Source organism: Kitasatospora sp. NPDC091335 (assembly GCF_044757205.1).
Taxonomy (GTDB): domain Bacteria; phylum Actinomycetota; class Actinomycetes; order Streptomycetales; family Streptomycetaceae; genus Kitasatospora.
In genome coordinates this window covers 919,873-942,515 of sequence record NZ_JBIVUM010000001.1, presented here as the reverse complement: position 1 = coordinate 942,515, position 22,643 = coordinate 919,873, and the positions used below count along the sequence as shown (strand labels likewise).

At 74.3% G+C, this 22,643-nt stretch carries 17 protein-coding genes and 1 pseudogene; 14 read left to right on the top strand and 4 right to left on the bottom strand.

Translation table 11 applies throughout. The features are described 5' to 3' along the window. The first annotated feature begins 156 nt into the window (after positions 1 to 156). The 5 genes from ACIQOW_RS04400 (at position 157) to ACIQOW_RS04380 (ending at position 7,111) form a co-directional block, all read left to right on the top strand. A complete protein-coding gene (locus tag ACIQOW_RS04400; RefSeq protein WP_401079623.1) occupies positions 157 to 3,606 on the top strand; it encodes a DNA polymerase III subunit alpha in 3,450 nt (1,149 codons plus the stop codon). Then, positions 3,603 to 4,667 (top strand): DNA polymerase thumb domain-containing protein, encoded by a 1,065-nt coding sequence (locus ACIQOW_RS04395; RefSeq protein ID WP_401079620.1) that lies wholly within the window; start codon positions 3,603 to 3,605, stop codon positions 4,665 to 4,667. Before ACIQOW_RS04400 ends, ACIQOW_RS04395 begins: the two co-directional genes overlap by 4 nt. A 281-nt stretch (positions 4,668 to 4,948) precedes the next feature. Continuing rightward, the gene (locus ACIQOW_RS04390) at positions 4,949 to 5,662 is read left to right on the top strand and encodes an ArsR/SmtB family transcription factor (RefSeq protein WP_401079618.1); all 714 of its coding nucleotides are present in this window, start codon (positions 4,949 to 4,951) and stop codon (positions 5,660 to 5,662) included. After that, complete coding sequence (locus ACIQOW_RS04385; protein WP_401079616.1) at positions 5,659 to 6,396, top strand: SRPBCC domain-containing protein; 738 nt, start codon at positions 5,659 to 5,661, stop codon at positions 6,394 to 6,396. Before ACIQOW_RS04390 ends, ACIQOW_RS04385 begins: the two co-directional genes overlap by 4 nt. Before the next feature lie 142 nt (positions 6,397 to 6,538). Beyond that, positions 6,539 to 7,111 (top strand): dihydrofolate reductase family protein, encoded by a 573-nt coding sequence (locus ACIQOW_RS04380; RefSeq protein WP_401079614.1) that lies wholly within the window; start codon positions 6,539 to 6,541, stop codon positions 7,109 to 7,111. A gap of 90 nt (positions 7,112 to 7,201) precedes the next feature. On the opposite strand, the gene ACIQOW_RS04375 is transcribed toward ACIQOW_RS04380, so the two are convergent. Next, on the bottom strand, positions 7,202 to 8,041 hold the full coding sequence (locus ACIQOW_RS04375; protein ID WP_401079612.1) for a class I SAM-dependent methyltransferase: 840 nt from the start codon (positions 8,039 to 8,041) through the stop codon (positions 7,202 to 7,204). Positions 8,042 to 8,160: 119 nt separating this feature from the next. Between ACIQOW_RS04375 and ACIQOW_RS04370 the strand changes: the two genes are divergently transcribed. After that, a complete protein-coding gene (locus ACIQOW_RS04370; protein ID WP_401079610.1) occupies positions 8,161 to 8,751 on the top strand; it encodes a DinB family protein in 591 nt (196 codons plus the stop codon). An 18-nt stretch (positions 8,752 to 8,769) separates the two neighbouring features. On the opposite strand, the gene ACIQOW_RS04365 is transcribed toward ACIQOW_RS04370, so the two are convergent. Further along, positions 8,770 to 9,336 carry an AAA family ATPase gene (locus ACIQOW_RS04365; protein WP_401079608.1) on the bottom strand — a complete coding sequence of 189 codons (567 nt, stop codon included), beginning with the start codon at positions 9,334 to 9,336 and terminating at the stop codon, positions 8,770 to 8,772. 913 nt (positions 9,337 to 10,249) lie between these two features. Between ACIQOW_RS04365 and ACIQOW_RS04360 the strand changes: the two genes are divergently transcribed. The 3 genes and pseudogenes from ACIQOW_RS04360 to ACIQOW_RS04350 all read left to right on the top strand — a co-directional run bounded on the left by ACIQOW_RS04360 (position 10,250) and on the right by ACIQOW_RS04350 (position 13,546). Beyond that, on the top strand, positions 10,250 to 11,386 hold the full coding sequence (locus ACIQOW_RS04360) for an SUKH-4 family immunity protein (RefSeq protein ID WP_401079606.1): 1,137 nt from the start codon (positions 10,250 to 10,252) through the stop codon (positions 11,384 to 11,386). 131 nt (positions 11,387 to 11,517) lie between these two features. Beyond that, positions 11,518 to 12,573 (top strand): DUF2332 domain-containing protein, encoded by a 1,056-nt coding sequence (locus tag ACIQOW_RS04355; protein ID WP_401079604.1) that lies wholly within the window; start codon positions 11,518 to 11,520, stop codon positions 12,571 to 12,573. A 215-nt stretch (positions 12,574 to 12,788) separates the two neighbouring features. Further along, positions 12,789 to 13,546, top strand: a pseudogene (locus ACIQOW_RS04350) (MerR family transcriptional regulator). A gap of 179 nt (positions 13,547 to 13,725) precedes the next feature. On the opposite strand, the gene ACIQOW_RS04345 reads toward ACIQOW_RS04350, so the two are convergent. Further along, positions 13,726 to 16,119: an FtsX-like permease family protein gene (locus tag ACIQOW_RS04345; protein WP_401079602.1), complete on the bottom strand. Its 2,394-nt coding sequence runs from the start codon at positions 16,117 to 16,119 to the stop codon at positions 13,726 to 13,728. Next, the gene (locus tag ACIQOW_RS04340) at positions 16,116 to 16,829 is read right to left on the bottom strand and encodes an ABC transporter ATP-binding protein (RefSeq protein WP_401079600.1); all 714 of its coding nucleotides are present in this window, start codon (positions 16,827 to 16,829) and stop codon (positions 16,116 to 16,118) included. The genes ACIQOW_RS04345 and ACIQOW_RS04340 overlap by 4 nt, the downstream gene beginning before the upstream one ends. 276 nt (positions 16,830 to 17,105) lie before the next feature. On the opposite strand from ACIQOW_RS04340, the gene ACIQOW_RS04335 reads away from it, so the two are divergent. The 5 genes from ACIQOW_RS04335 to ACIQOW_RS04315 all read left to right on the top strand — a co-directional run bounded on the left by ACIQOW_RS04335 (position 17,106) and on the right by ACIQOW_RS04315 (position 22,643). Then, positions 17,106 to 18,557, top strand: a complete 1,452-nt coding sequence (locus ACIQOW_RS04335; protein WP_401079598.1) for a histidine kinase — start codon at positions 17,106 to 17,108, stop codon at positions 18,555 to 18,557. Further along, entirely contained in the window at positions 18,509 to 19,159 is a 651-nt protein-coding gene (locus ACIQOW_RS04330; RefSeq protein ID WP_188297832.1) for a response regulator transcription factor, read from the top strand. Before ACIQOW_RS04335 ends, ACIQOW_RS04330 begins: the two co-directional genes overlap by 49 nt. Before the next feature lie 379 nt (positions 19,160 to 19,538). Further along, positions 19,539 to 20,582: an isopenicillin N synthase family oxygenase gene (locus ACIQOW_RS04325; protein ID WP_223244547.1), complete on the top strand. Its 1,044-nt coding sequence runs from the start codon at positions 19,539 to 19,541 to the stop codon at positions 20,580 to 20,582. Positions 20,583 to 20,668: 86 nt separating this feature from the next. Then, the gene (locus ACIQOW_RS04320; RefSeq protein WP_401079595.1) at positions 20,669 to 21,685 is read left to right on the top strand and encodes a hypothetical protein; all 1,017 of its coding nucleotides are present in this window, start codon (positions 20,669 to 20,671) and stop codon (positions 21,683 to 21,685) included. A 148-nt stretch (positions 21,686 to 21,833) separates the two neighbouring features. Next, a complete protein-coding gene (locus ACIQOW_RS04315; RefSeq protein ID WP_401079813.1) occupies positions 21,834 to 22,643 on the top strand; it encodes a MerR family transcriptional regulator in 810 nt (269 codons plus the stop codon).

Genomic DNA, 22,643 nt, shown 5'->3' with positions numbered 1-22,643 from the left:
GGCCCCGTCACCGTACGGCACGGTCGGCCCACCCGGGGTAACGGCTTGACGAGCTTGTCGAACAAACAATCGAATACGGTCTACGCTGGAGAAATCGGAAGGGGAGCCGGGTGTCGACGAAGGGGGCCGAGCGCAGGGAACCGGAGGTGATGTCGGATGTTCGCGCATCTGCACGTCGCCTCCGGGTACTCGGTGCGCTACGGCGCCTCACTGCCGGGCCGGCTGGTCGAACGGGCGGTGGAGCTGGGCCTGCGGGAGCTGGCACTGACCGACCGGGACACGGTGGCCGGGGCGGTGCGGTTCGCCCGGGCCTGCGCCGGGGCCGGGGTCCGGCCGCTGTTCGGGGCGGACCTCGCCGTCCCGCTCCTCCAGTCCGCTCGGCCGGCGCCGTCGAAAGGCCGCACGCCCGCACGGGGCGGGGCGTTCGTCGCCGACTCGGCGCCCCGGGTCACGCTGCTGGCCCGTGACGGGCAGGGCTGGGCGAACCTGTGCGCGCTGGTCACCGCCGGCTGGGCCGCCAGGGAACAGGCCGGCGGCGGGCAGCCGATCGTGCCCTGGAGCGCGATCCGGCGGCACAGAGAAGGCCTGACCGTACTCCTCGGTCCGGCGTCCGAGCCGGTGCGGGCGCTGGCCGACGGCCGCACGGACCTGGCGACCGAACTGCTGGCACCGTGGCGTGACGTCTTCGGGCCGTACCTGCGGCTGGAGGCCGTGCACCACCGCCGCACCGGCACCGGCCCGGGCTCGCTGCGGCTGGCCGCCCGCACCGTGGGCCTCGCCGCCGAGCTGGACCTGCCGGCGGTCCTCACCAACGCCGTGCGCTACGCGACCGGCGACCGGGCTCCGATCGCCGACGTCCTGGATTCGGCCCGGCTGCTCACCCCGATCCGACCCGGCCGGGTCTGCAACGGGGAGCGGTCCCTGAAGGACGCCGCCGGGATGGCCGGCCTCGCCGAGGAGGTCGTCCGCGCGGCCGGGCAGGAGCGGGGTGGGGCGGCGCACCTGCTGGCCGCGACCGCCCGCACCGCCTCCGAGTGCCGCCTCGACCCGTACGCCGATCTCGGGATCGGCCGGGTGCACTTCCCCGAGGAGCACGTCATCGGCGTCGCCCCCGGCCGGTCCGCCCAGGTGCTGCGCGAGCGGTGCGAGGCGGCGATGGTCCGCCACGGATACGACCGCTCCCCCACCATGCGGGCCCGCCTGGAGGCCGAACTCCAGGTGCTCAACACGCTCGGCTGGCCCTCGTACGCGCTCACCGTCGCGCGGATCGTCGACGACGTCCGGGAGATGGGCATCCGGGTACAGGCGCGCGGCTCCGGCGCGGGCTCCCTGGTGGTGCACCTGCTCGGCGTCTCCTTCGCCAACCCGCTCGACCACGAGCTGCTGATGGAACGGTTCGTCAACCTGCGCCGCCGCTCCCTGCCGGACATCGACATCGACGTGGAGTCCGCCCGCCGCCTGGAGGTCTACCGCCGGATCATGGACCGGTTCGGCACCGAGCGGGTGTGCACCCTGTCGATGCCGGAGACCTACCGGGTGCGGTGGGCGATCCGCGACGCCGGCCTGGCCCTCGGCCTGCCCCCGGACGAGGTCGGCCGGCTCGCCAAGGCGTTCCCGCACATCACCGCCCGCTCGGCCCGCACCGCGCTGCGGGAACTGCCGGAGCTGCGGCAGGTCGCCGCCGTGGCGGGCCGGTACGACAGGCTGTGGGACCTGGTCGAAGGCCTCGACGCACTGCCCCGCGGCACGGCCATGCACCCGTGCGGCGTCATCCTCTCCGACGCCACCCTGCTGCGGCGCACCCCCGTCGTGCCGACCGCCGGCGAGGGCTTTCCCGCCACGGTGTTCGACAAGGAGGACGTCGAAGGCGACGGTCTCGGCCTCCTGAAGCTCGACGTGCTGGGCGTGCGCATGCAGTCGTCCATGGCGTACGCGATCCGCGAGATCGAACGGACCACCGGCGAGCGGATCGACCTGGACGACCCCGCCCAGGTGCCCCTCGACGACCCGGCCGCCTACGAGCTGCTGCGCGAGGGCGAGTCGCTGGGCGTGTTCCAGCTCGAATCCCCCGGCCAGAAGGACCTGTTGGGCCGCCTCCAGCCGGAGACCTTCGCCGACCTGGTCGCGGAGATCTCGCTGTTCCGGCCGGGCCCGGTACAGGCCGACATGATCCGGCCCTTCCTCCTCGGCCGGCACGGCAGGAAGCCCGTCAGCTACCCCCACCCCGACCTGGAGCCGTGGCTGCGCTCCACCTACGGCGTGGTCATCTACAACGAGCAGGTGGCCGGCCTGTTCGCCACCATGACCCGCACCGACCTGGCGATGGGCGAGGAAGCCCGGCGCGCCCTGGCGAAGCCCGAGCGGCTGTCGAAGCTGGAGCGCTGGTACCGGCAACGCGCCGCCGAAGCCGGATACCGGCCGGCGGTGGTCGACCAGGTGTGGCGGATGCTGGAGAACATGGGCGCCTACGGCTTCGCCCGCGCCCACGCGACCGCGTTCGCCCTGCCGACCCTGCAGAGCGCCTGGTTGAAGGCGCACCACCCGGCGCCGTTCTACGCCGGGCTGCTCGAACACGACCCCGGCATGTACCCCAAGCGCCTCGTGCTGGCCGACGCCCGCCGGCGCGGCGTGGCGATCCTGCCGCTGGACGTCCAGCACTCGGCCACCGGCTACCGGACCGAGCAGCTCGCGGACGGCCGCCTCGGCCTGCGCGTCTCGCTGGCCGACGTCCGCGGCATCACCGCCGACCAGGCCGCCCGCATCCAGGAGGGCCAGCCCTTCCACGACCTCGCCGACTTCTGGGCCCGCGCCCGGCCCGGCCAGCCGGTCGCCGACCGGCTGGCCCGGATCGGCGCGTTCGCCACCCTCGCCCCCGGGAGCGGACGCCGCGACCTGCTCCTGCAGATCGACGAACTCCACCGGCACCACCGCTCCGCCGTCGGCCCGGGCCAGCTCACCCTCGCCCCGCCCGTCGCCCCGCCCGCGGGAACGAGCGGACTGCCGCCGATGACGCCCGGCCAGGAACTGGAGGCCGAACTGGAGGTGATCGGCCTGGACGCCTCCCGGCACCTCATGGAACCGCTCCACCCGCTGCTGGACGAACTCGGCGTCACCCCCTCCCATCTGCTGCGGGAGCAGCCGGCCGGCGCGACCGTACTGGTGGCCGGCGCGAAGGTCGCCATCCAGACCCCGCCGATGCGCTCCGGGCGCCGCACCGTCTTCGTGTCGCTGGACGACGGCGGCAAGGGCGGCCAGGTCGACCTGACCTACTTCGACGACACCCATGAGCAGGCCGCCTATCCGCTCTTCCACCACTTCCTGCTGCTCGCGCGCGGCACCGTCTCACGCCGTGGCAGGTCCGTCACCGTGATCGGCAGCCACGCCTGGAACCTGGAGGAGGTCGCCGACGCCCACCAGGACGGTGGCACCGCCGCCGTCCGGGCCCTGCTCGCCACCGATCCCGCACCACACTCCGGCCCGGATGGTACGGACGGCCCGGATGGTGCGGACGGCCCGGATGGTGCGGACGGTGTGGAGAGGGGCCGGCCGAGGCCCGGCCGTGGCGCGGGCCGGCTGTGGCACGCCAGCCAGGGGAGCGCCGGATGACCACGCACCCGCTGACCACCCGCCGGATGGCCACGCACCCGCTGACTCCCACCGACACCAGCGCGGGAACGATTCTTCACCTGCGCGTCCACCGTGCCGGCTTCGATACCTACCGCGAACTGTTCACGGTGCTCGGCGACACCACCCCCGTCGTCCAGGCACTCCCCCCGGACAGCGCGCTCCTGGACCTGGCCGGCGCCACACGCTACTTCGGGCTGGCACCGGAACAGCTCGCGGACCGGCTGCAAACCCGGCTCGCCGCCCGCTACGGACTGGCCAGCACGGGCGGAATCGGGCCCAACCGCATGCTCGCCACCCTGGCCGCCGACGCCGCCACGCCCGGCACCGTCCACGTCCTGCCCGCCGACCGGGCCGAGTCGGAGCGGTTCCTGCGCGGCCGCCCGCTGCGCGCCCTGCCCGGTGTCGGCCCCGCCCTGGAACGCCAGCTGGCCCGGTACGGGATCGAGACGGTCGGCGGCCTCGCCGACCTTCCCCTGGCCACCGTGCAGCGCGTCGTCGGCGCCTCCACCGGGCGCCTCCTGCACGAGCGCGCCCACGGCACCGACCGGCGCACCGTCGCACCGGCAGGACCGCCCGCCGGCATCACCAGCACACGCCGCTTCGACCGCGACGTCCTCGACCCGGCCGAGCTCCGGCGCGCCCTGCTGTCCGCCGCCACCGACCTCGGTACCCGGCTGCGGACGGCCGGGCAGATCGCCCGCGGTGTCGAACTACAGGTCACCTACGCCGACCGGTCCACCAGCACCCGCTCACGCACCCTCGGCGAGCCGACCGCCCACACCCCGGCCCTGCAACGGGGGCTGTACGAGCTGCTCTCCGCACTCGCACTGCAACGGGCACGCGTGCGGGCGGTGACGGTGCGGGTCGGCGAACTGGCCGCGGCGGCCCGCGGGGCCGAGCAGCTGACCTTCGACCGGCTCATCGAGAACGCCCGCACGCTGGAGCCGGTCATCGACCGGGCCGGCCTGCGCTTCGGCACCGGCGCCGTGCACCCGGCCGCTCTCGTGGAACCGCGCCGCCCGCGGGCCCGGCGGGTGTGACGGGGCGTTCGTTCGCCGCGGGCGGCTTTCCGTGGACGGCCTTCCGTAGGTGGCCTTCCGTGGGCGGCCTTCCGTGGGCGGCCCGCATGGGCCTCGTCCTCCTGCCGGTGGGGCTGCTCGCCCTGCGCGGCTGCCCGACGTGCTGGACGATCGGATGGATGCGGACCATCTCGCGGGGCCGCCTCCTGAGAGCGTGGACCGCCGGGCGGCACTCTCACCCTCAGGCTCCCGACAAGTATTTTTTCCTTGACAAATTTTTTTGTCGGCTGGATGCTGGAACGGTGCTGGAAGTCGCCGTGATCGAAGAACCCGCCGCGGCCGAGGCTTCGCTGGACCCGATGCGGTCACGCCTCCTCGCCGCCCTGACCGAGCCCGGCTCGGCCGCCATGCTGGCCGCCCGGCTGGAGCTGCCCCGGCAGAAGGTCAACTACCACCTGAAGGAGCTGGAGCGGCACGGCCTCGTCGAACTCGCCGAGGAGCGCCGCAAGGGCAACGTCACCGAACGGGTGTACCGCGCCACCGCGGCCTCGTACGTGATCTCCCCCAGCGCCCTCGCCGCCGTGAGCCCGGACCCGGCCCGCTCCCCCGACCAGCTCTCCGCCCGCTGGCTGCTGGCACTCGGCTCCCGGCTGGTGCAGGAGGTCGGGACCCTGCTGACCGGGGCCTCCCGGGCCCGGCAGCGGGTCGCCACCTTCGGCATCGACGCGCAGGTGCGGTTCGCCTCCGCCGCCGACCGGGCCGCCTTCGCCGAGGAGCTGGCACAGTCCGTGGCCACCCTCGTCAGCCGCTACCACGACGAGTCCGCCCCCGGGGGCCGCAGCCACCGGGTGGTCGTGGGACTCCACCAGATCCCCGCCGCCCCGCCCGGCGCGCAGTCCGGCGCGGGGGTTGGGACGGGGCCCACCGGCCTCACCGACCCTGCCGGCCCCGCGGGGCCCGCCGGCCCGGCGGCGGAGGAGACCGGCACCGCACCGAACCGGGAGAACCCGCGATGACCCACCCGTTCGAGATCGAGCTGAAGACCTCCCTGCCGGCGAGCCCGGAACAGGTCTGGGAGGCGATCGCCACCGGTCCGGGGATCGACTCCTGGTTCATGGGCCGCAACGAGCTGGACCCGCGCGAGGGCGGCACCGCCGCCATGGAGACCGGGGGTCACCGCGAGGAGGCGGTCGTCACCGCCTATGAGCCCGGGAAGCGCCTGGCCACCCGTACGGCCACCGGCGAGGACGGCCGGTTCATGGCCTTCGAGTACCTGATCGAGGGCCGGGACGGCGCCGCCACCGTGCTCCGGGTCGTCCACAGCGGCCTGCTCGGCGACGACTGGCAGGACGAGTACGACGCGCTGCGCCGCGGCTGGCCCTTCCACCTCCACACGCTCCGCGAGTACCTCACCCACTTCCCCGGACGCACCGCCGTCCCCGTCTTCGCCGCCGCGCCGTCGGCCGGCCGGCCGGGGCCCGAGGTCCGGGCCGCCCTCGCCCGCGCCCTGGCGCTGCCGCTCCCGGTCGCCGTGAGCGCGCGGGTCCACGGCGGACCGTCGGGCCTGCCGCCGCTGGACGGCGAGGTGGTGTGGGCGGACGACGAGCGCTTCGGGGTCCGCACCGCCGACGGGCTCTACACCTTCCACCACGGCTCCGGCCTGGTGCTGATGTTCCACCACCTCTTCGGCCGGGCTCCGGACGGGGCCGAGGCCGCCTGGCAGCGGTGGCTGGCCGGGGCCCTCGCCTGAGCTGCCCGGCCTGCCGGACCCTCCCCGTCCGGCAGGCCGGGCAGATCCCTTCGGACCCGACATGACCCAGACCCGACAGACCCCCGGCCCGACACACCCAGACCCGACAGACCAGACCCGCACGAGAACCGAGGAACCACCCATGCGCACCCTGATCAGCACCGCCTTCGTCTCCCTCGACGGCGTCGTCGAGGGCCCCGGCGGCGAGCCCGGCTACCGCAACTCCGGCTGGACCTTCAAGGACATCGAGTTCCTCCCCGAGGCGTTCGAGATCAAGGGGCGGGAACAGGAGGAGTCCACCGCGATGCTGCTCGGCCGGGTCAGCTACCAGGCGTTCAGCCCGGTGTGGCCGGACATGCCGGAGTTCGCCCACTACCGGACGCTGCCGAAGTACGTCGTCTCCACCACGCTCGCCGAGGACGACCTGGTCGGGAACTGGGGCGAGACCACCATCCTGCGCTCGCTCGACGAGGTCGCCGCGCTGAAGGAGACCGAGGGCGGCCCGATCATCGTGCACGGCAGCGCCACCCTGAACCACGCCCTCTCGGACGCCGGCCTGATCGACCGCTACCACCTGCTCGTCTTCCCGCTGCTGCTCGGCGCCGGCAAGCGCCTGTTCAGCACGACGGACAAGGACACCCAGAAGCTGAGGCTGGTCGAGCACGAGGTGTACGGGAACGGCCTCCAGAAGCAGGTCTTCGACGTCGTCCGCTGACCGTCTCCCCTCCTCCCATTTCCCCCTGCCCTGTTCGGCCCGCCGGCCTTCCGCGGCCTTCCCCGGCCTCCCCCGGCCTTCTCCGGCCCGTCAACGCTCCTGCGCGGTGCGCCAGATGAACACCTCGCTGCTCGGCTGCCGCTCCGAGAAGAGACCCGAGGGCGAGGTCCGGGCGAGGAGGCCGCGGAGGTCCGCCTCGAAGGCAGGACGGCGCTCGGCGAAGAGGTGCGGGGCCGAGGAGGAGAGCGAGAAGACGCCCGCGACCGCGTCGTCGGCCGTGCGTACCAGCGGCCGCCCGCCCGGGACGACGATCCGCTGCGGGCCGGCGAAGCCCGCCCGGGCGAGGACGGCGGACTCGTCGCCCGGTGTGCCGTGCGGCAGCAGCCCTCGCCCCGCGCGGCGGACCGGCCCGAGGTAGTGCCGGACCAGCTCGCCGATCCCGGCGTACGGCACCGGCGGGTGCGGCAGCCCCTCGGTGGGGCGCGACTCGCCCTTCAGGTCCGAGATGTGCGCCAGCGCGCCGCCGGGGCGCAGCACGCCCCGTACGGTCGCCGCCACCAGGTCGCGGTCCATCCAGTGGAAGGACTGGCCGAAGGTCGCCAGCGTGAACGTGCCGAGGTCCGGCGGCAGTTCCTCGGCCCGGGCCCGCACCCAGGTGACCACCGGCTCCGCCGCGCCCGCCCGCCGCGCCTCGGCGATCATCCCGGCGTCCGGGTCCACCCCGACGACCTCGGCGAACAGGTGCGCCAGCTCCAGCGCCAGCGTCCCCGGCCCGCACCCCACGTCGAGCAGCCGCCCCCGGCCGTCCAGCCCCAGCGCCCCGGCCAGCGCCTCCGCCAGTCCGGGGGCGTACGGGACCCTGCCGCGCGTGTAGTGGGCGGCCGTCCCGGCGAACAGCGTCTCGTCCCAGGTCCATTCGGTACCGCTCACGCCTGCTCCCCCGCGGAGGTTCGTTCCCGGCCGACGGTCCCGATCATGGCACGGGTGCTGACGGACGGTCAGGACCGGAAATCGCTGGACAGGACGACGGCGCTCCACAGACTGGTCCCATGACTGTGACGGATGACAGGACCGACCTCCGGATCTACCTCCAGGACGCCCGCGACGCACTGCTCTGGAAGCTCGACGGCCTCTCCGAGTACGACCTGCGCCGCCCGCTCACCCCCACCGGGACCAACCTGCTGGGCCTGGTCAAGCACCTCACCGGCGCCGAGGCGATGTACTTCGGCGACACCTTCGGGCGCCCCTTCCCCGAGCCGGCCCCGCTGTGGTTCACCGGCGGCACCGAGCCGAACGCCGACCTGTGGGCGCGGGCCGACGAGAGCACCGAGGAGATCACCGGACGCTACCGGCGGGTCTGGGCGCACTCGGACGCCACCATCGAGGCCCTGCCGCTGGACGCCACCGGCCGGCTGCCGTTCGGCGACCGCCCCGAGCAGAGCCTGCACCGGGTCCTCGTCCACATGATCGCCGAGAGCCACCGCCACGTCGGCCACGCCGACCTGGTCCGCGAACTCGTGGACGGCGCCATCGGGCAGCGCCCCGACGGCGTCAACACCGCGGAGGGCGACGCGCGCTGGTGGCGGGCCCACCACGACCGCGTCGAGCAGGCGGCCAGGAAGGCCGGCGGGCTCGGCTGAGGCGGGGAACCCGCTGCGTCAGCCTCCGCGCCGCCCGTGCCGGGTGGGCCCGCCGACGTGCCGTACGACGGCCGCCGCCCGGTCGGCGAGGGGCCCGGGGGCGATCGGGAGGCACTCGTACCCGAACCGGGCGTAGGCCTCCCGGTGGATCCGTTCGAACCGCAGCGACTCCTCGTACGAGATGCGCCGCGCCTCGGTCGGGGTGACGAAGCCCGGGCTCTCCACGAAGAACACCCGGTGCTCGTAGACCCCTTCCGCCCGGATGCGGTCGAGCTCCCGGGCGAGGGCCTGGCTCACCGGATGGCCGAGGTACACCGCCAGGGCGTACGTGCACACCGGCGAACGGTCGAAGAACCGCACCTCCCCCGGCGGGCCCGCGGCCCCCTCCTGCCGGAGCCGCTGCAGGGCGACCACCGCGTCCACGAACGACGGGTCCGCCCACGGCTCCGGCTCACCCTGGGCCTGCCGCAGGGCGATCACGTCCGTGGCGGCCTCCTCGACCACCGGGAAGCCCTCGCACTCCAGCCACCGCAGGATCGCCGTCTTCCCGGCCCCCGGGGTGCCGGTCAGCAGGTAGCGCTTCATCCCCGCACCCTACGGGCCCGGCGGCGGGGTCGGGGGGCCCGTAGGCCGCCTGGCACGGAAATGACGGATGTGATGGATGTTGTGGATGTGGTGGATATGGCGGGTGACGAGCAGGGTGCGGGGGCGGCCGTTCCGTGCCCGGATTGCGGGGGCACCGCCGTCCGGAGCGTCGGACAGTTCCTGGCGCGCGGACGGGAGTCGGGGTGGGACGCCGAGCGCTCCTGCCCACAGTGTGGCGCCGCCTGCCGCGAGGACGCGGGTTCGGAGGGCGCGAGTTCGGAGGCCGCAGGTTCGGAGGGCGCGCCGCAGGATGTCCGCGACGTGTTGCGGGACTTCGGCCCGAGCGGGCCGGCCGTCGAGACGGCGGCGTCCAGGCGGGCACGGCCGGCCGGGCAGGGTGTTGCGGCGGAGGTGCCCAGCGGCTTCCGGCGGGCGCGGCACGGGTGGGAGGTCGGGACGATCAGCAACCACTCCACCGGCTACTGCCCCGACAGCGCCTCCTGGCCCGCCGTCGCCGCCGCCCTCACCCTCACCGGGCTGCCGCACCCCGGCGCCTTCACGCACCCGGTGGTCTTCCGCCGCTGCCCCCGCGGTGCGCCCGGTGCAACCTCGTCCGCGAGGAGCACTACGTCTGCGTCTTCTGCGACGTGGACCTGCCCGAGCGCTGGAACGTCGACGAGGTCCCGTTCCCGTGAGCCCTGCGGCCGGCCGGCGCCGTGCCCGGTGGCGCCGGGTTCCCGCGCCGGGGCGGCGATGCCGGGTCCCCGTCGTGCCCGCTGCCGCACCATGCGCTCCCTTGCCCGACCGGCCGCCGCCCGCGGGGCCGTGCCCCGGTGCTGTCGGGGCGGGCCGCTAGGGTCTGTGGGTCACGGGGACGAGCGGGGAAAGGGCGGGGCACGTGGGGTGTGAGCGGGTGGCGGAGCTGCCGGACGGGGTGGTGCACGCGGGGAGTCGGGAGTTCCTGGTGCGGGAGGGGCTGCCCGCGTCCGGGGCGTTCCTCGACTTCGGGGCGCTCGGGAACGGGGAGCTGACGGCGTTCCCCGCGGATCCGGAGCGGCTGTTCGTCCTCGGGGAGACGGAGTACTGCACACCGTTCGCGGCCAGCGACGACCTGGTGCTGCTGGACGGGGTGACCGGCGAGGTCTTCCTGGACAACGGCGGTCCGCGGCGTGACCTGCTGGCCTCCGGTCTGACCGCGCTGGCCGGCCTGGTGCGCGAGGTGGACGCGGTGGCCGAGGCGGCCCGGCGGCCGGAGGCGCTGGACGGGCTGCGCGGTCCGGCCGTGATGGCCGGGGTGCTGGCGGAGGCCGGGCAGCGGATGCGGGAGATCGACCCCGGGCTGTTCGGCGACGACTCCGCGCCGCCCCCGCACTGGGGCACCGCGCTGCTGGTGCGGGCGCTGGGCTGGGGTGCGCTGCCGGGCGGGCCCGGCGGGCCCGCGTACGAGATCGCCCCGGAGCTGGTGGCGGAGCTCGCGGCGCTGACGGACCAGGACGGCGGTCCGGGCCGGGTGCACCGCTTCCGGTCCGAGGCGCTGCCCGCCGCCCTGGTGCACGGGCCGACCCGGCGGCTGCTGACCGAGGTCGGCCTGCCGCTGGGCGGGGCGATGTTCGGGGTGTGCGAGGAGCCGCTGGTCACCATGGGCGAGGCGTACCCGGAGTACTTCGACGGCGAGGAGGAGCGCCCGTACCAGCGGGACTTCCTCGCCCTCGGGGACTGGCCGACCGATCTGACGATCGCCCTGGACGGCGCCACCGGCCGGCTGGAGCTGCCGGACTGGTACGACGACGGCCAGCCCGAGGCCTACCTGAACCGCGACCTGTCCGCGCTGCTCTACGCCCTCTGGACGTACGAGCGGCTGCGCGCCGAGTGGGAGCGCTGGGACCGCGGCCGGGCCCGGGACACCTGGGCGGTGTTCGACCCGCAGTCGCTGCTGAGCGCGGTGGTGGACCGGCTGGTCGAGGGCGTCGACCCGGAGGCGTTCGCCTCGCCCGACTGCTCCTGGCGGCTGCTCGCCGAGGACGGGCACATGGGCGGCCTGCTCGGCTGAGCCGCCGCGGCCTCCCCCGGCCCGGCCCGGCGCACAGAGCCCATAGGGCGCACAGCGCCCACAGCGGACACAGCGCACATAGGCTGTGGCGATTCGATCACTCGACAGGGCGCCGAAGGGACACGCGGGGGATGCGCAGCGACACGGGGGAGCTCTACCGGGCGTTCGCGGAGCGGGAGGCGCACGGCAACTCACCGATCTACCAGGAACTGGCCGAACGCGTCGCCGAGGACGGGCAGTTGGGCGCGCTGCTGGACGGCCTTCCGGCTGTGAAGCGGCAGCCGAACCTGCTGTTCGCTGCCGTCCGGCACCTGGGCGGGCCGGTGACGGAGGGCTGGCCGGCCTTCCGTGACTGGACGACGGAGCAATGGGCCGGAGTGTCGGCGACCATGCTGGAGCGACGGACGCAGACCAACGAGGCGGGCCGCTGCGCCACCCTGCTGCCGCTGCTGGCGGCACTGCCGCAGCCGCTCGCGCTGATCGAGGTGGGCGCCTCGGCGGGACTCTGTCTGTACCCGGACCGGTATCGGTACCGGTACCGGTTCCCGGCCCGGGAGGAGGGCGGGCGTGAGCGCGAGGCCGGCGCTCCGGTCGCCGAGTTCGGCGCCGTGGTGAGCCCGGTGACGCTGGACTGCGCGGTGAGCGGGCCGGTTCCGTTCCCCGGCCGGCCCGACTCTCCAGGATTCCCCGGCTCCCTGCGGGAGTGGCTGCCCGAGGTGGTGTGGCGGGCCGGCATCGACCTCGATCCGCTGGACGTGCGGGCCGAGGAGGACATGCGCTGGCTGGAGTCGTTGGTCTGGCCGGAGCAGACCCATCGGCTGGAGCGGCTGCGCGGCGCCGTGCGGGTCGCCCGGGCCGAACCGCCGCTGCTGGTGCGCGGCGATCTCAACGCGACTGTCCGGGAGGTGGTGGCACAGGCCCCGGCGGGGGCGACACCGGTGGTGTTCCACAGTGCGGTGCTCGCGTACCTGCCGCCGGAGGAACGGGAGGAGTTCGCGGCGACCGTGCGCCGACTGCCCGGGCACTGGATCTCCAACGAGGCGGTCTCCGTGCTGCCGGCCGTCGCCCGGCGCCTCCCCCGACCGGCCCCGTCCGGCTCCGGGCTGTTCGTGCTCGCCCTGGACGAGCGGCCGGTGGCCTTCACCGGGCCGCACGGGCAGTCGCTGGACTGGTTCGACGAGGCGTAGTCGGCAGGGACGCAGTCGGCCGGGGTGTGACCAGCAGAGGCTCGGTCGGCAGGACAGGCGGCGAGGGTGACGGGGAAGCCGGGACTTCGGGCTTGAAGCTGCCGCAGCGGCAGCTTCTACCGTCGTGACCAGTGACCAGGGCCGGAGAACCGGCCCCGGTCCACGCGAACGTGGGGACGTGGGGACGTGGGGACGTGGAGATGAGGGAGGTGGCCATGGCCTGGCCCATCGCCGAGGTGGCCCGGATGTCCAGGGTGACCGCCAGGACCCTGCGGCACTACGACGAGATCGGGCTGCTGCCCCCGGCCTGGATCGGCTCCAACGGCCACCGCTACTACGAGGAGCGGCAGTTGCTCCAACTGCAACAGATCCTCGTACTGCGGGCGCTGGGCGTGGGGCTGACCGAGATCGCCCGGATCCTGGGCGACCAGGTGGACGAGCTGGAGGCCCTGCGGGGCCACCGTCGGCGGCTGGTCGCCGAGCGCGACCGGCTCGACGCCCTCGCCGGCACCGTTTCCCGCACGATCGCTGACCTGGAACGCTCCCGGAAGGACGGCACGCCCATGACCATCAACCGCCCCGAGAACCTGTTCGAGGGCATCCAGCCCGACGACGTCGACGCGAGCCTGCGTGACTTCCCCGAGCACGCCGAAGCGGCCCGGCGCGCGACCGCCGCGCTGACCCCGGCCGAGATCGAGGCCGGACAGCGCGAGCGGACCACCCGCATGATCCGCCTGGCGGAGCTGATGGCGGCCGGCCACCCGGCCGACGCCGAGCCCGTGCAGGACGTGATCGACGCGGAGTACCGGCTGCTCGGCACCATCCGGTCGGTCCCGACCGAGGAGTACCTGGCGATCGCCCGTTCCTGCACCGAGAACGAGCAGTGGAGCGCCGCGTACGAGGCCATCGCCCCAGGCCTGGCGGGTACCAGCGTGCCGCCATGGAGGCGTACGCGGCGGCGCGGCTGTCCTGAGCCGGGCCGGCCCTGACCGGAGTGGGCTGAGCTTGACCGGCCTGGTCCGCTCTTGCCCTGCCTTCCCTGCTGGGTCTGGCCTGCCCGGTCCTGACTCTGGCCCTTGGCCTGGGAGCGCCACGGGGGCTCCCAGGCCGGGCCGGGGAGCGACCACCGCTCCTCCTGCCCCTCCCTCGCCGTCACTCCGTGCGCAGCGCCGTGACCGTCCGGGTGCGGGCGGCCCAGATGGCCGGGAGGGCGGCGCCCAACAGGGCCAGCACCAGGCCGCCGAGTATCAGCGGCCCCGCCACCGACGGGGTGAACACGGTGAGGTCGGTGTCCGGCACCCCGAGCCCGGCGGCCCGGGCCATCGCGGGCATCACCTGGTGGTGCACCAGGACGCCGATCGGGACCCCGATCAGCCCGGCCACCAGTCCGCTGCCGCAGACCGAGGTGAGCACCATGCCGACGGTCTGCCGGGGCGACATCCCGAGCGCCTTGAGCACTCCGAGGTCGTGCACTCGCTCCCGGGTGTCCAGCAGGACGGTGTTGAGCACGCCGAGCCCCGCCACCACGGAGAGCAGCAGGGTGAGCGTGCCCGCCAGGGTGTTCATCGCCAGGACCACGATGTTGATGTGCTCCCCGCCGGGCTCGGCGCCGAGGCCCAACGGCTGCACGGCCTGGTCCAGCCCGTCGGTGTAGGCCTTCGTGTCGGTGCCCGGCGTGAGGTCGATGTGGAAGGAGAGCGCCTCGGCCTGGATCGTGCCGCCGAGCGGCGCCAGCGTGGCCCGGTCCGTGAACACCAGGTCATTGGTGGTCAGGACCTCTCCGGTGATCTTCGCCGGGGTGCTGCGGCCGTGGTCGGTGAGGGTGACGGTGTCACCGACCTTCGCCTGGTTGGCCCGTAGGTAGGCGGCGGCCACCACCACCTCGCCGGGGCCGTGGAACCAGCGGCCGGAGACCAGTTGGAAGCCGCTCCACGAAGCGTCGCCACTCAGTGCGACCACCTCCGAGCGCCCGGTGTTCCCGGCCAGGGCGACCGGGGTGGGGACGCTGCTGTACCAGGCCCGGGTGCCGGGACGGGAGTCGATGGCCTTGCCCACGGCCGCCTCGTCCACGTGGTCGACGGGTTTCGCGGCGCCCTCGATCGGGACCTGGACCAGCACCTTGCCCGCGCGGTCGGCCGTCAGGCCCTCCTGGAGCGAACCCAGCGAGAGCGTCAGGCCCACGCAGAGGGTAGCCCCGACCGTGCCGAGCACCACGGCGGCGGCGGTGGTCGCCGAGCGGCCGGGCCGGTTGAGCGGGGAGGCCAGGCCGAGGCTGAACGCCCGCGGCACCGGCAGCCGGCCGAACAGCTCCCGCGCCCGGTTCAACGGGCCCACCCCCGCCCCTACCCCCGTGCCCGGGCCGGCGGCCGCCCGCTTGGCCCCCGGGGCCGAGCGGCCGACCGCGAGTGCCTCCACCGTCCGCAGCCGTCCGGCCCGCAGCGCGGGTACCAGCGCGGTGCCCGTCACCGCTCCCAGCGCCACCACCGCGACCACGAGGTCCACCCAGACCGGGATGCCGAGCAGCCCGCCGCGCAGGGCCTTGCGAGCCAGCCCCAGGACCGGCACGGACAGCAGGTTGCCGAGGAACACCCCGAGCGCCGTGCCCACCCCGGCGGGGATCAGCGCCTGGCCGACGTAGGCGCGCGCCACCTGGGCCGGGGTGAAGCCCAGGGACTTGAGGATGCCGATCCGCCGGGTGGCGGCGCTGACCGCGCCGCTCACCACCACACCGATGATCAGCACCGACATGGCCAGACCGAGCAGCCCGAAGGCCGTGACGAACGGGACGAAGGTGGCGGCCGTCCGGTTCGCCTCCTCCTGGACGGGCCGGTAGGAGGTGGCCTCGGCGAGTGCCCCGGCCGGAACCGCGGCGGCCAGCGCGGCACGGCCGGCCTCCACCTCGGCGTCGCTGCCGGCGCGGGCGAAGCGGTAGAGGTACTGGGCGGCGGGCGTCGTGCCGGGCGCCGTCAGCCCGGCCACCTGTTCGGGGGCGACCCAGCCGGCCGCGCTCCAGGAGACCGAGGCCGCCAGGCCGACGACCCTGAGCGTCGGCCGCCCGGGCAGCTCCGGGAACTCCATGCTCTCGCCGACCGCCAGCGGGGAGTGCCCGTCCAGGAACACCACCTCGCCGGGGCCCGCGATCCAGCGCCCGTCGGTGATCCGCAGGTCGTCCAGCGGGCCGCTCGCGGCGCGGCCGACCAGCGTCATCGGCGGCAGCGGGCTGCCGGCCGGCGGGATCTCGTTGCCGGGGCCGGAGCGCGGCCGGACGGTGACCGCCTGATAGGGACCGGCCGAGGCCGCCACACCGGGCGCGTGGGCCGTCGCGGCGAGCTGCTCCGGGCTCGCCCTGGTCCGGTCGTACAGCACGTTGAGGTGGGCGCCGTGCTGGTCGGCGAAGGAGTGCCGGTACGGGCCCCGGGCGGCGACCAGCAACCCGAGCGCGAGGATGCACGCCGTCACGGACATCATCGTGGTGAGCACCATGACCACGGTCTGCACCCGCCTGCGGCCGACCCCGGCGCGCACCACCCTGCCGAGCGCGCTCATCGGCCACCGCCCGCCGCCGGCACGGCCGCCGTGTCCCGGACCAGCCGGCCGTCGAGCAGTTCGATCGTCCGGTCCGCGCAGGCCTCGGCGAGCGCGGTGTCATGGGTGACCAGCAGGATCGTCTGGCCCTCCGCGTTGAGCCCGCGCAGCAGGTCGCGGACGTCGGCGGCCGAGGCGGTGTCCAGCGCCCCGGTGGGCTCGTCGGCCAGCAGCAGCGGCGGACGGTTCATCAACGCCCGTGCCACCGCGACCCGTTGGCGCTCGCCACCGGAGAGCCGGCCGGGGAACGCCCTGGCGTGCCCGGCCACCCCCAGCCGCTCCAGCAGCTCCTCCGCCCGGGCGCGGGCCTGCTCCCGCCGCATCCCGGCCAGCTGGGCCGGGAGCATCACGTTGTCCGCCACGTTCAGGTCCTCCAGCAGGTTGAAGAACTGGAACACCATGCCGATCCGCCTCCGCCGGTACTCGGCCAGCCCGGCCTCGCCGAGCCGGTGGACGGGCACGCCGTCCACCTCCACCTCGCCCGCACTCGGGCGGTCGAGCCCGGCGATCAGGTTCAGCAGGGTGGACTTGCCGCTGCCCGAGCGGCCGAGCACGGCGAGCGCCTCGCCGGCCCCGACCTCCAGGTCGAGCCCGGCCAGGGCGGGGCGGGCGGCATCGGACCGGTCGTACGTCTTGCTGACGCCGCGGATCCGGATGATCGGCGCGTTCACAGGCCCTCCACGGTTCGGGGTCCGGCGCCGGGAAGCCCCGGGCCGGCTGACGGGACATCACGCTACGAATCGGCGGCGGGGTGTCGACAGCCGTCTGGACGGCCTCTGTGGGGTGTATCCAGATACACCCCGAACTGGGTGTTCAGGCCTAGAGCGCCGGGCGTCCCGGCGAGGCAGACTGACCCATCGAAAGACCGGAACCGGGGCCTCGGCAGGGCCTCGGCGCCGCGGTTCGAGGCCTCCGGACGGGGGCCGTGGAAGGGAAGGGGGAGCGTCGTGAACGTGGGAGTGCTGAACGGAATGGCCCTGCGGTTCGGCCGGGCCTGCGTGGACGGGGTGCGTGCCTGGTACGCGGTGACGCTGGCCGTGACGGGCCTCCTCGCGCTGCTGGCCGGGCCGGTCCTGCTGGCCACCGCGCTGTTCGGCCCGGACGAGCCCCGGCCGTTCTTCCACCCGGGCGGGCCGCTGATCCTGGCGGTGCCGATGGCGCCGGTCGCGCTCTGGGCGCTCTGCTGGGCCACCGGGGGCGGCGGCCGGGCGCTCGGCGCCGCGCTGTTCACCCCGGGCACGGTGGCGCTGCTGGCGACGCAGCTCTACGGCGGTGCGGCGCCCGGCGGCCGGTCCGTCTCGCTCTGGCTGGCGCCCTCGCTCCTGATACTCGGGCTGTTCGGCGCCCGCTGGAGCGCGACGGAGGGCAGGCGGATCGTCGGGAAGTGGAGCGGGCGGCCGATCCCGGTGCCGTACCGCCGTCAGCCCGGAGCCGGGCCCTGGCAGCGACTGCGGGCCGGCGGCTGGCTCGCCGACCCCGCGACCTGGCGGGACTTCGCCTGGACGCTGCTCACCGGTGCCGCCGTGCTGCTCACCGCCGCGGTCGTCCTGCTGAGCCCGGTCGTCTTCGAGATCTTCGGCCGGGACGGACGGTTCTTCGCACTGGGCGTCGTCTACGGGATGGGCCTGAGCGTCGCTCCGGCGGCCGCTCTGTGGGCCGCCCCGCCGGTCCTGCGGATCCACGAGAAGGCCGCCCGGGCCCTGCTCGGGCCCTCCCGGCGGACCGAACTCGCCCGCCGGGTCAGCCACCTCTCGCGGACCAGGGCGGACACCATCGACGCCGGGGCGGCCGAGCTGCGCCGGATCGAACGGGACCTGCACGACGGGGCGCAGGCCCGGCTGGTCGCACTGGGCATGCTGCTGACCGTGGCCGAACAGCTGAAGGAGGACCCGGACGCCCTCGGGCCGCTGCTGGCCGAGGCCCGGCTGTCCTCGGTGAAGGCGCTCGGCGAGCTGCGGGACCTGGTCCGCGGCATCCACCCCCCGGTGCTCGCCGACCGCGGCCTGGCCGACGCGGTGCAGGCGACGGCGCTGGACTTTCCGCTGCCGGTCAGCTTCAGCGGTGCCCTGCCGGGGCGGGCGCCCGCCCCGGTGGAGTCGGCCGCCTACTTCGCGGTGTCGGAGCTGCTGGCCAACGTGGTGAAGCACGCCGGTGCCTCGCACGTGTGGATCGAGATAGGGCACAGTGACGGGCTGCTGCGGATATCGGTCACCGACGACGGGCGCGGAGGCGCCGCCCCGTCCCGGGGAACCGGCCTCAGCGGAACCGAACGCCGACTGGCCGCCTTCGACGGGGTGCTCGCGATCAGCAGTCCGTCCGGCGGGCCGACCATCGTGAACCTGGAGATCCCGTGCGCGTTGTCATCGCCGAAGACCTCTTCCTCCTCCGGGACGGCCTGACCAGGCTGTTGGAGGCCAACGGCATGGAGGTCACCGCGGCGGTGGAGGACGGCGAGCAGCTGCTCGCCGCGGTGGCCGCAGACCGGCCCGACATCGCCGTGGTCGACGTCCGGCTGCCCCCGGGCTTCACCGACGAGGGCCTGCGGGCCGCGCTGGCGGCCCGTCAGGCCCACCCGGGCCTGCCTGTCCTGGTGCTGTCGCAGTTCGTGGAGCAGCTGTACGCCCGCGAACTGCTGGCCGGCAGCGGCACCGGCGGAATCGGCTACCTACTCAAGGACCGGGTGATGGACGGCACCCAGTTCATCGACGCCGTACGGCGGGTCGCCCAGGGCGGCACCGCCATGGATCCTGAGGTGATCACCCGGCTGCTCACCCACAACTCCTCGGCCGGCCCGGTCTCCACCCTCTCCCCGCGCGAGCGCCAGGTGCTGGGGCTGATGGCGGAGGGCCGGTCCAACGCGGCGATCGCCCAGCAGCTGGTGATCACCGAGCGGGCCGTCGCCAAGCACACCGCGTCGATCTTCGTCCGGCTCGACCTCCAGCCCTCCGACGACGACAACCGCCGCGTCCTGGCCGTCCTGGCCTACCTCAACAACCCCTGAGCGGGTCCACACCTCGGGGGGGAGCCACCAGCGCCCGGACCCCGCACCCACACCCACACCATTGCCCCACAAACCGGTGGATCACCGACAAATAGCGAGTGGCCTTCCGCTGCACGGGGCTCGCCCACCGCGGAACGGGTCAATTAGGCTGGTGGAGTGCTCATCCTTGTTCGCCGCCGCCACGTGGACCTGCTCCGCGTGACGACCATGTCCTGTCGACGCTCCGGCTGAACCTCGCGCCACCCACCCTCAGCGGCGGCCCCTGCCCGGCCGCCACCACCTCCCGGCTCCCGGAGCACCCGCCGCACCAGGCGGCTGCCCCGTCCCTCCCCGGTCGACCACCGGGCCCAGCCGGGACGAGACCCAGCGGATGTCACACATGACGCAGCAGTCCACGCCCATATCCGAAACCGGTACCGGCTCCACCCCGGCGGACGCCCTCCCGGTGATCGACCTCTCGCTCGCCGACGGCGGCCAGGACGACCGCCGCCGCCTGCACGACGAGCTCCGCGCCGCAGCCACCGGCGTCGGCTTCTTCCAGCTCGTCGGCCACGGCGTCACCCCGCAGGAGACGGCCGCGCTCGCCCGGACCACCCGTGCCTTCTTCGCCCTCCCCGAGGCCGACCGGCTCGCCGTGAGCAACCTCAACTCCCCCCACTTCCGGGGCTACACCCGTACCGGGGACGAGCGCACCGGCGGCAGCCAGGACTGGCGCGACCAGCTGGACATCGGCGCCGAGCTGCCCCCGCACGTCCCCGGCAGCGGCGAGCCCCCGTACTGGTGGCTGGAGGGGCCCAACCAGTGGCCCGAGGCACTCCCCGAGCTGCGCACCGCCGCGCTCGGCTGGATCGACCACCTCGGCCTGGTCGCCCGCCGTCTGCTGCACGAACTCCTCATCGCGATCGGCGCCCGCCCCGACTTCTACGACGACGCCTTCGCGGGCCACCCCCACCTGCGCCTCAAGCTGGTCCGCTACCCGGGCAGCGCCCCGGACGGCGCCGGACAGGGCGTCGGCGCCCACAAGGACTACGGCTTCATCACCCTGCTGCTCCAGGACACCGTCGGCGGCCTCCAGGTCGAACGCGCGGACGGCACCTTCCTGGACGTCCCGCCGCTCGACGGCGCCTTCGTCGTCAACCTCGGCGAACTGCTGGAAGTGGCCACGGACGGTTACCTCAAGGCCACCAGCCACCGCGTGGTCAGCCCGCCCGGCGCCCGCGAGCGCTTCTCCGTGCCGTTCTTCTACAACCCCCGCCTCGACGCCCACATCGAGCCGCTGGACTTCCCGCTCGCCCATCACGCCCCCGGCGCCACCGAGGACCCGGACAACCCGCTCTTCGCCGATTTCGGCCTCAACGAGTGGAAGGGCTACACCAGGGCCCACCCCGAGGTCACCCGCCGCCATCACGCCGCCCTCGCCTGATCCGAGCGGCACCTACCTGCCCCCCGCATCCATCCCACCCATCGCATCCGAGCGAGAAACACGACCGGCGCGCCCCCTGAACCCAGGTGGCGCGCCGGTTCGATGAGCCGAACCATCCTCACCCCCGGCAGCACCTGGTACCCGAGCGGATCGCCTTCCCCCTGGTCATCCACGCCTCCGTGGTGCTGCTGCTCCTCTCGGTGTCCCTCGGTTCGGCCCGGCTGCATCCACTGACCACAGCGGCGGTCGCATTCCTGCTCCCGCTCCTCCTGGGTACGCCGGCTCTCCTCCTGACCGCCCGCGACGGAGCCCCGCCCTCTCGTCGGAGCCTCCTGACGCGCGCGGCCTGCGGCTGGCTCCTCGGCTTCGGGCTCACCCTCCTCGGATTGCTGATGGAGTGGCGAACACCGAACGGCCTCGCGCTCTCCTGGGCGATGTTCGCCGCCTACCTCACCGGCAACGGGCTCCGTCTGCTGTTCCGCAACCTGTCGTGGAAGGTGACGGCCGTCTGGCTCCTCCCGGCACTGATCCCGCTGGCACTCTCCGTCCTGCCGGTCCCCGGGATCTCGCTGTACACCTACTACCTCGACCATTTCGGCTTCAGCCGGGAAGAGGTCTTCATCGCCGGGAGCTGGCAGTTCATCGCCATGACGAAGGCTCTCGTCGTCGCCGCGGGCCCCGTCGTCGTCCTGGGCCTCCTGGGGTACGCGCGGCACTTCCACGCGTTCCGGACCACGGCCGGGCTCTCGGTCGGCGTGTCCCTGTTGTCCATGGCCCTGGTGTTCACCATCGGTCTGCTCTGGGGCCAGGTTCTGAATCCGGCCACCCGCGCGGCCGTCACGGCCGAGACCGAAGTGACCGCCGGCCGGCAACCGACTCCGTACTTCGGTCTCGCACCGCGCCGGGTCTGTCTCCGTCCGGCCGATTCCCCCGCTCTGCCGTTCCAGGGGACGGCCGTCGAGGTCGCGCACCCGTTCGTCGCCTTCCCCGCGTCGGGCGACTGGATCAGACTCTGGGACTCCACCGACCGGCACACGGTCGTCGTGAAGCGGGAGCACTGGCAGCTCACCGAGTCCACCAACCGGATCTGCCCCGCGCAGTAACTGCGGTAACGGCGGTATGCGGTAGCGGCGGTAACCGCGGAAGCCGGTGCACGGCGCCGGGCTGCCCCTCCCCGTGGACCGGGGTCGCGCCGCGCTGTCACACTGCTGCTGTCACAGCAGGAGTGTGCCAGTGCGCGGGAGGCTGCAGATGGGGGAGCACGGCGGGGCGGGGGGCGGGATGCGGCTGACGGTGGACGAGTTGGCGGCGCGGGCCGGGGTGACGGTGCGGACGGTGCGGTTCTACGGGACGAAGGGGCTGCTGCCGCCGCCGGAGCTGGGGCCGCGGCGGGTGGGGCTGTACGGCGAGGCGCACCTGGACCGGCTGGGGCTGATCGAGGAGTTGCAGCGGCAGGGGCTGACCCTGGCCGCGATCGAGCGCTACCTGGCGCGGCTGCCGGAGGACAGCACGCCGCTGGACCTGGCGATCCACCGCGCGTTGGTGGCGTCCTGGACGCCGGAGACCCCCGAGGACGCCACCAGGGCCCAGGTGGAGCGGCGGGCCGGGCGGGGGCTGACGGAGGAGCAGGTCGAGCGGCTCGTCGCGATGGGGGCGGTGGAGCGGACGGCGGACCCTGAGGTGTTCCGGGTGGATCCCGGCCTGCTGCCGCTGGGCGTACGGATCCTGGACGTGCCGATTCCGCTGGGGACGCTGCTGGCCGCCCGGGCGGTGGTGCTGGAGCACAGCCGGGCGACGGCACGGGAGTTGCAGCGGCTGTTCCGCGAGACCGTGTGGAAGCCGTACCGGGAGAGCGAGCCCACGCCGGAGGAGCTGACCCGGATGCGGGCGCTGACGGACCACATCCAGCCGATGGTGGCCCAGGCGCTGGTCACGGCCTTCCAGCGCTCGCTCCGGGAGGAACTGGGCGAGGAACTCCGGGAGGAACCCGCCGAGGACCCGGGACAGGACGGCGAGGAGGGTGGGGCCGTACGGCGCACGGCCCCACCCCGGTCCGCGTAG

Bases quoted from the DNA above. Each gene is read 5' to 3' on its own strand.
- ACIQOW_RS04400 (WP_401079623.1), top strand. From the start codon at position 157: ATGTTCGCGCATCTGCACGTCGCCTCCGGGTACTCGGTGCGCTACGGC.
- ACIQOW_RS04395 (WP_401079620.1), top strand. From the start codon at position 3,603: ATGACCACGCACCCGCTGACCACCCGCCGGATGGCCACGCACCCGCTG.
- ACIQOW_RS04385 (WP_401079616.1), top strand. From the start codon at position 5,659: ATGACCCACCCGTTCGAGATCGAGCTGAAGACCTCCCTGCCGGCGAGC.
- ACIQOW_RS04380 (WP_401079614.1), top strand. From the start codon at position 6,539: ATGCGCACCCTGATCAGCACCGCCTTCGTCTCCCTCGACGGCGTCGTC.
- ACIQOW_RS04370 (WP_401079610.1), top strand. From the start codon at position 8,161: ATGACTGTGACGGATGACAGGACCGACCTCCGGATCTACCTCCAGGAC.
- ACIQOW_RS04365 (WP_401079608.1), bottom strand. From the start codon at position 9,336: ATGAAGCGCTACCTGCTGACCGGCACCCCGGGGGCCGGGAAGACGGCG.
- ACIQOW_RS04355 (WP_401079604.1), top strand. From the start codon at position 11,518: ATGCGCAGCGACACGGGGGAGCTCTACCGGGCGTTCGCGGAGCGGGAG.
- ACIQOW_RS04345 (WP_401079602.1), bottom strand. From the start codon at position 16,119: ATGAGCGCGCTCGGCAGGGTGGTGCGCGCCGGGGTCGGCCGCAGGCGG.
- ACIQOW_RS04325 (WP_223244547.1), top strand. From the start codon at position 19,539: ATGACGCAGCAGTCCACGCCCATATCCGAAACCGGTACCGGCTCCACC.
- ACIQOW_RS04315 (WP_401079813.1), top strand. From the start codon at position 21,834: ATGGGGGAGCACGGCGGGGCGGGGGGCGGGATGCGGCTGACGGTGGAC.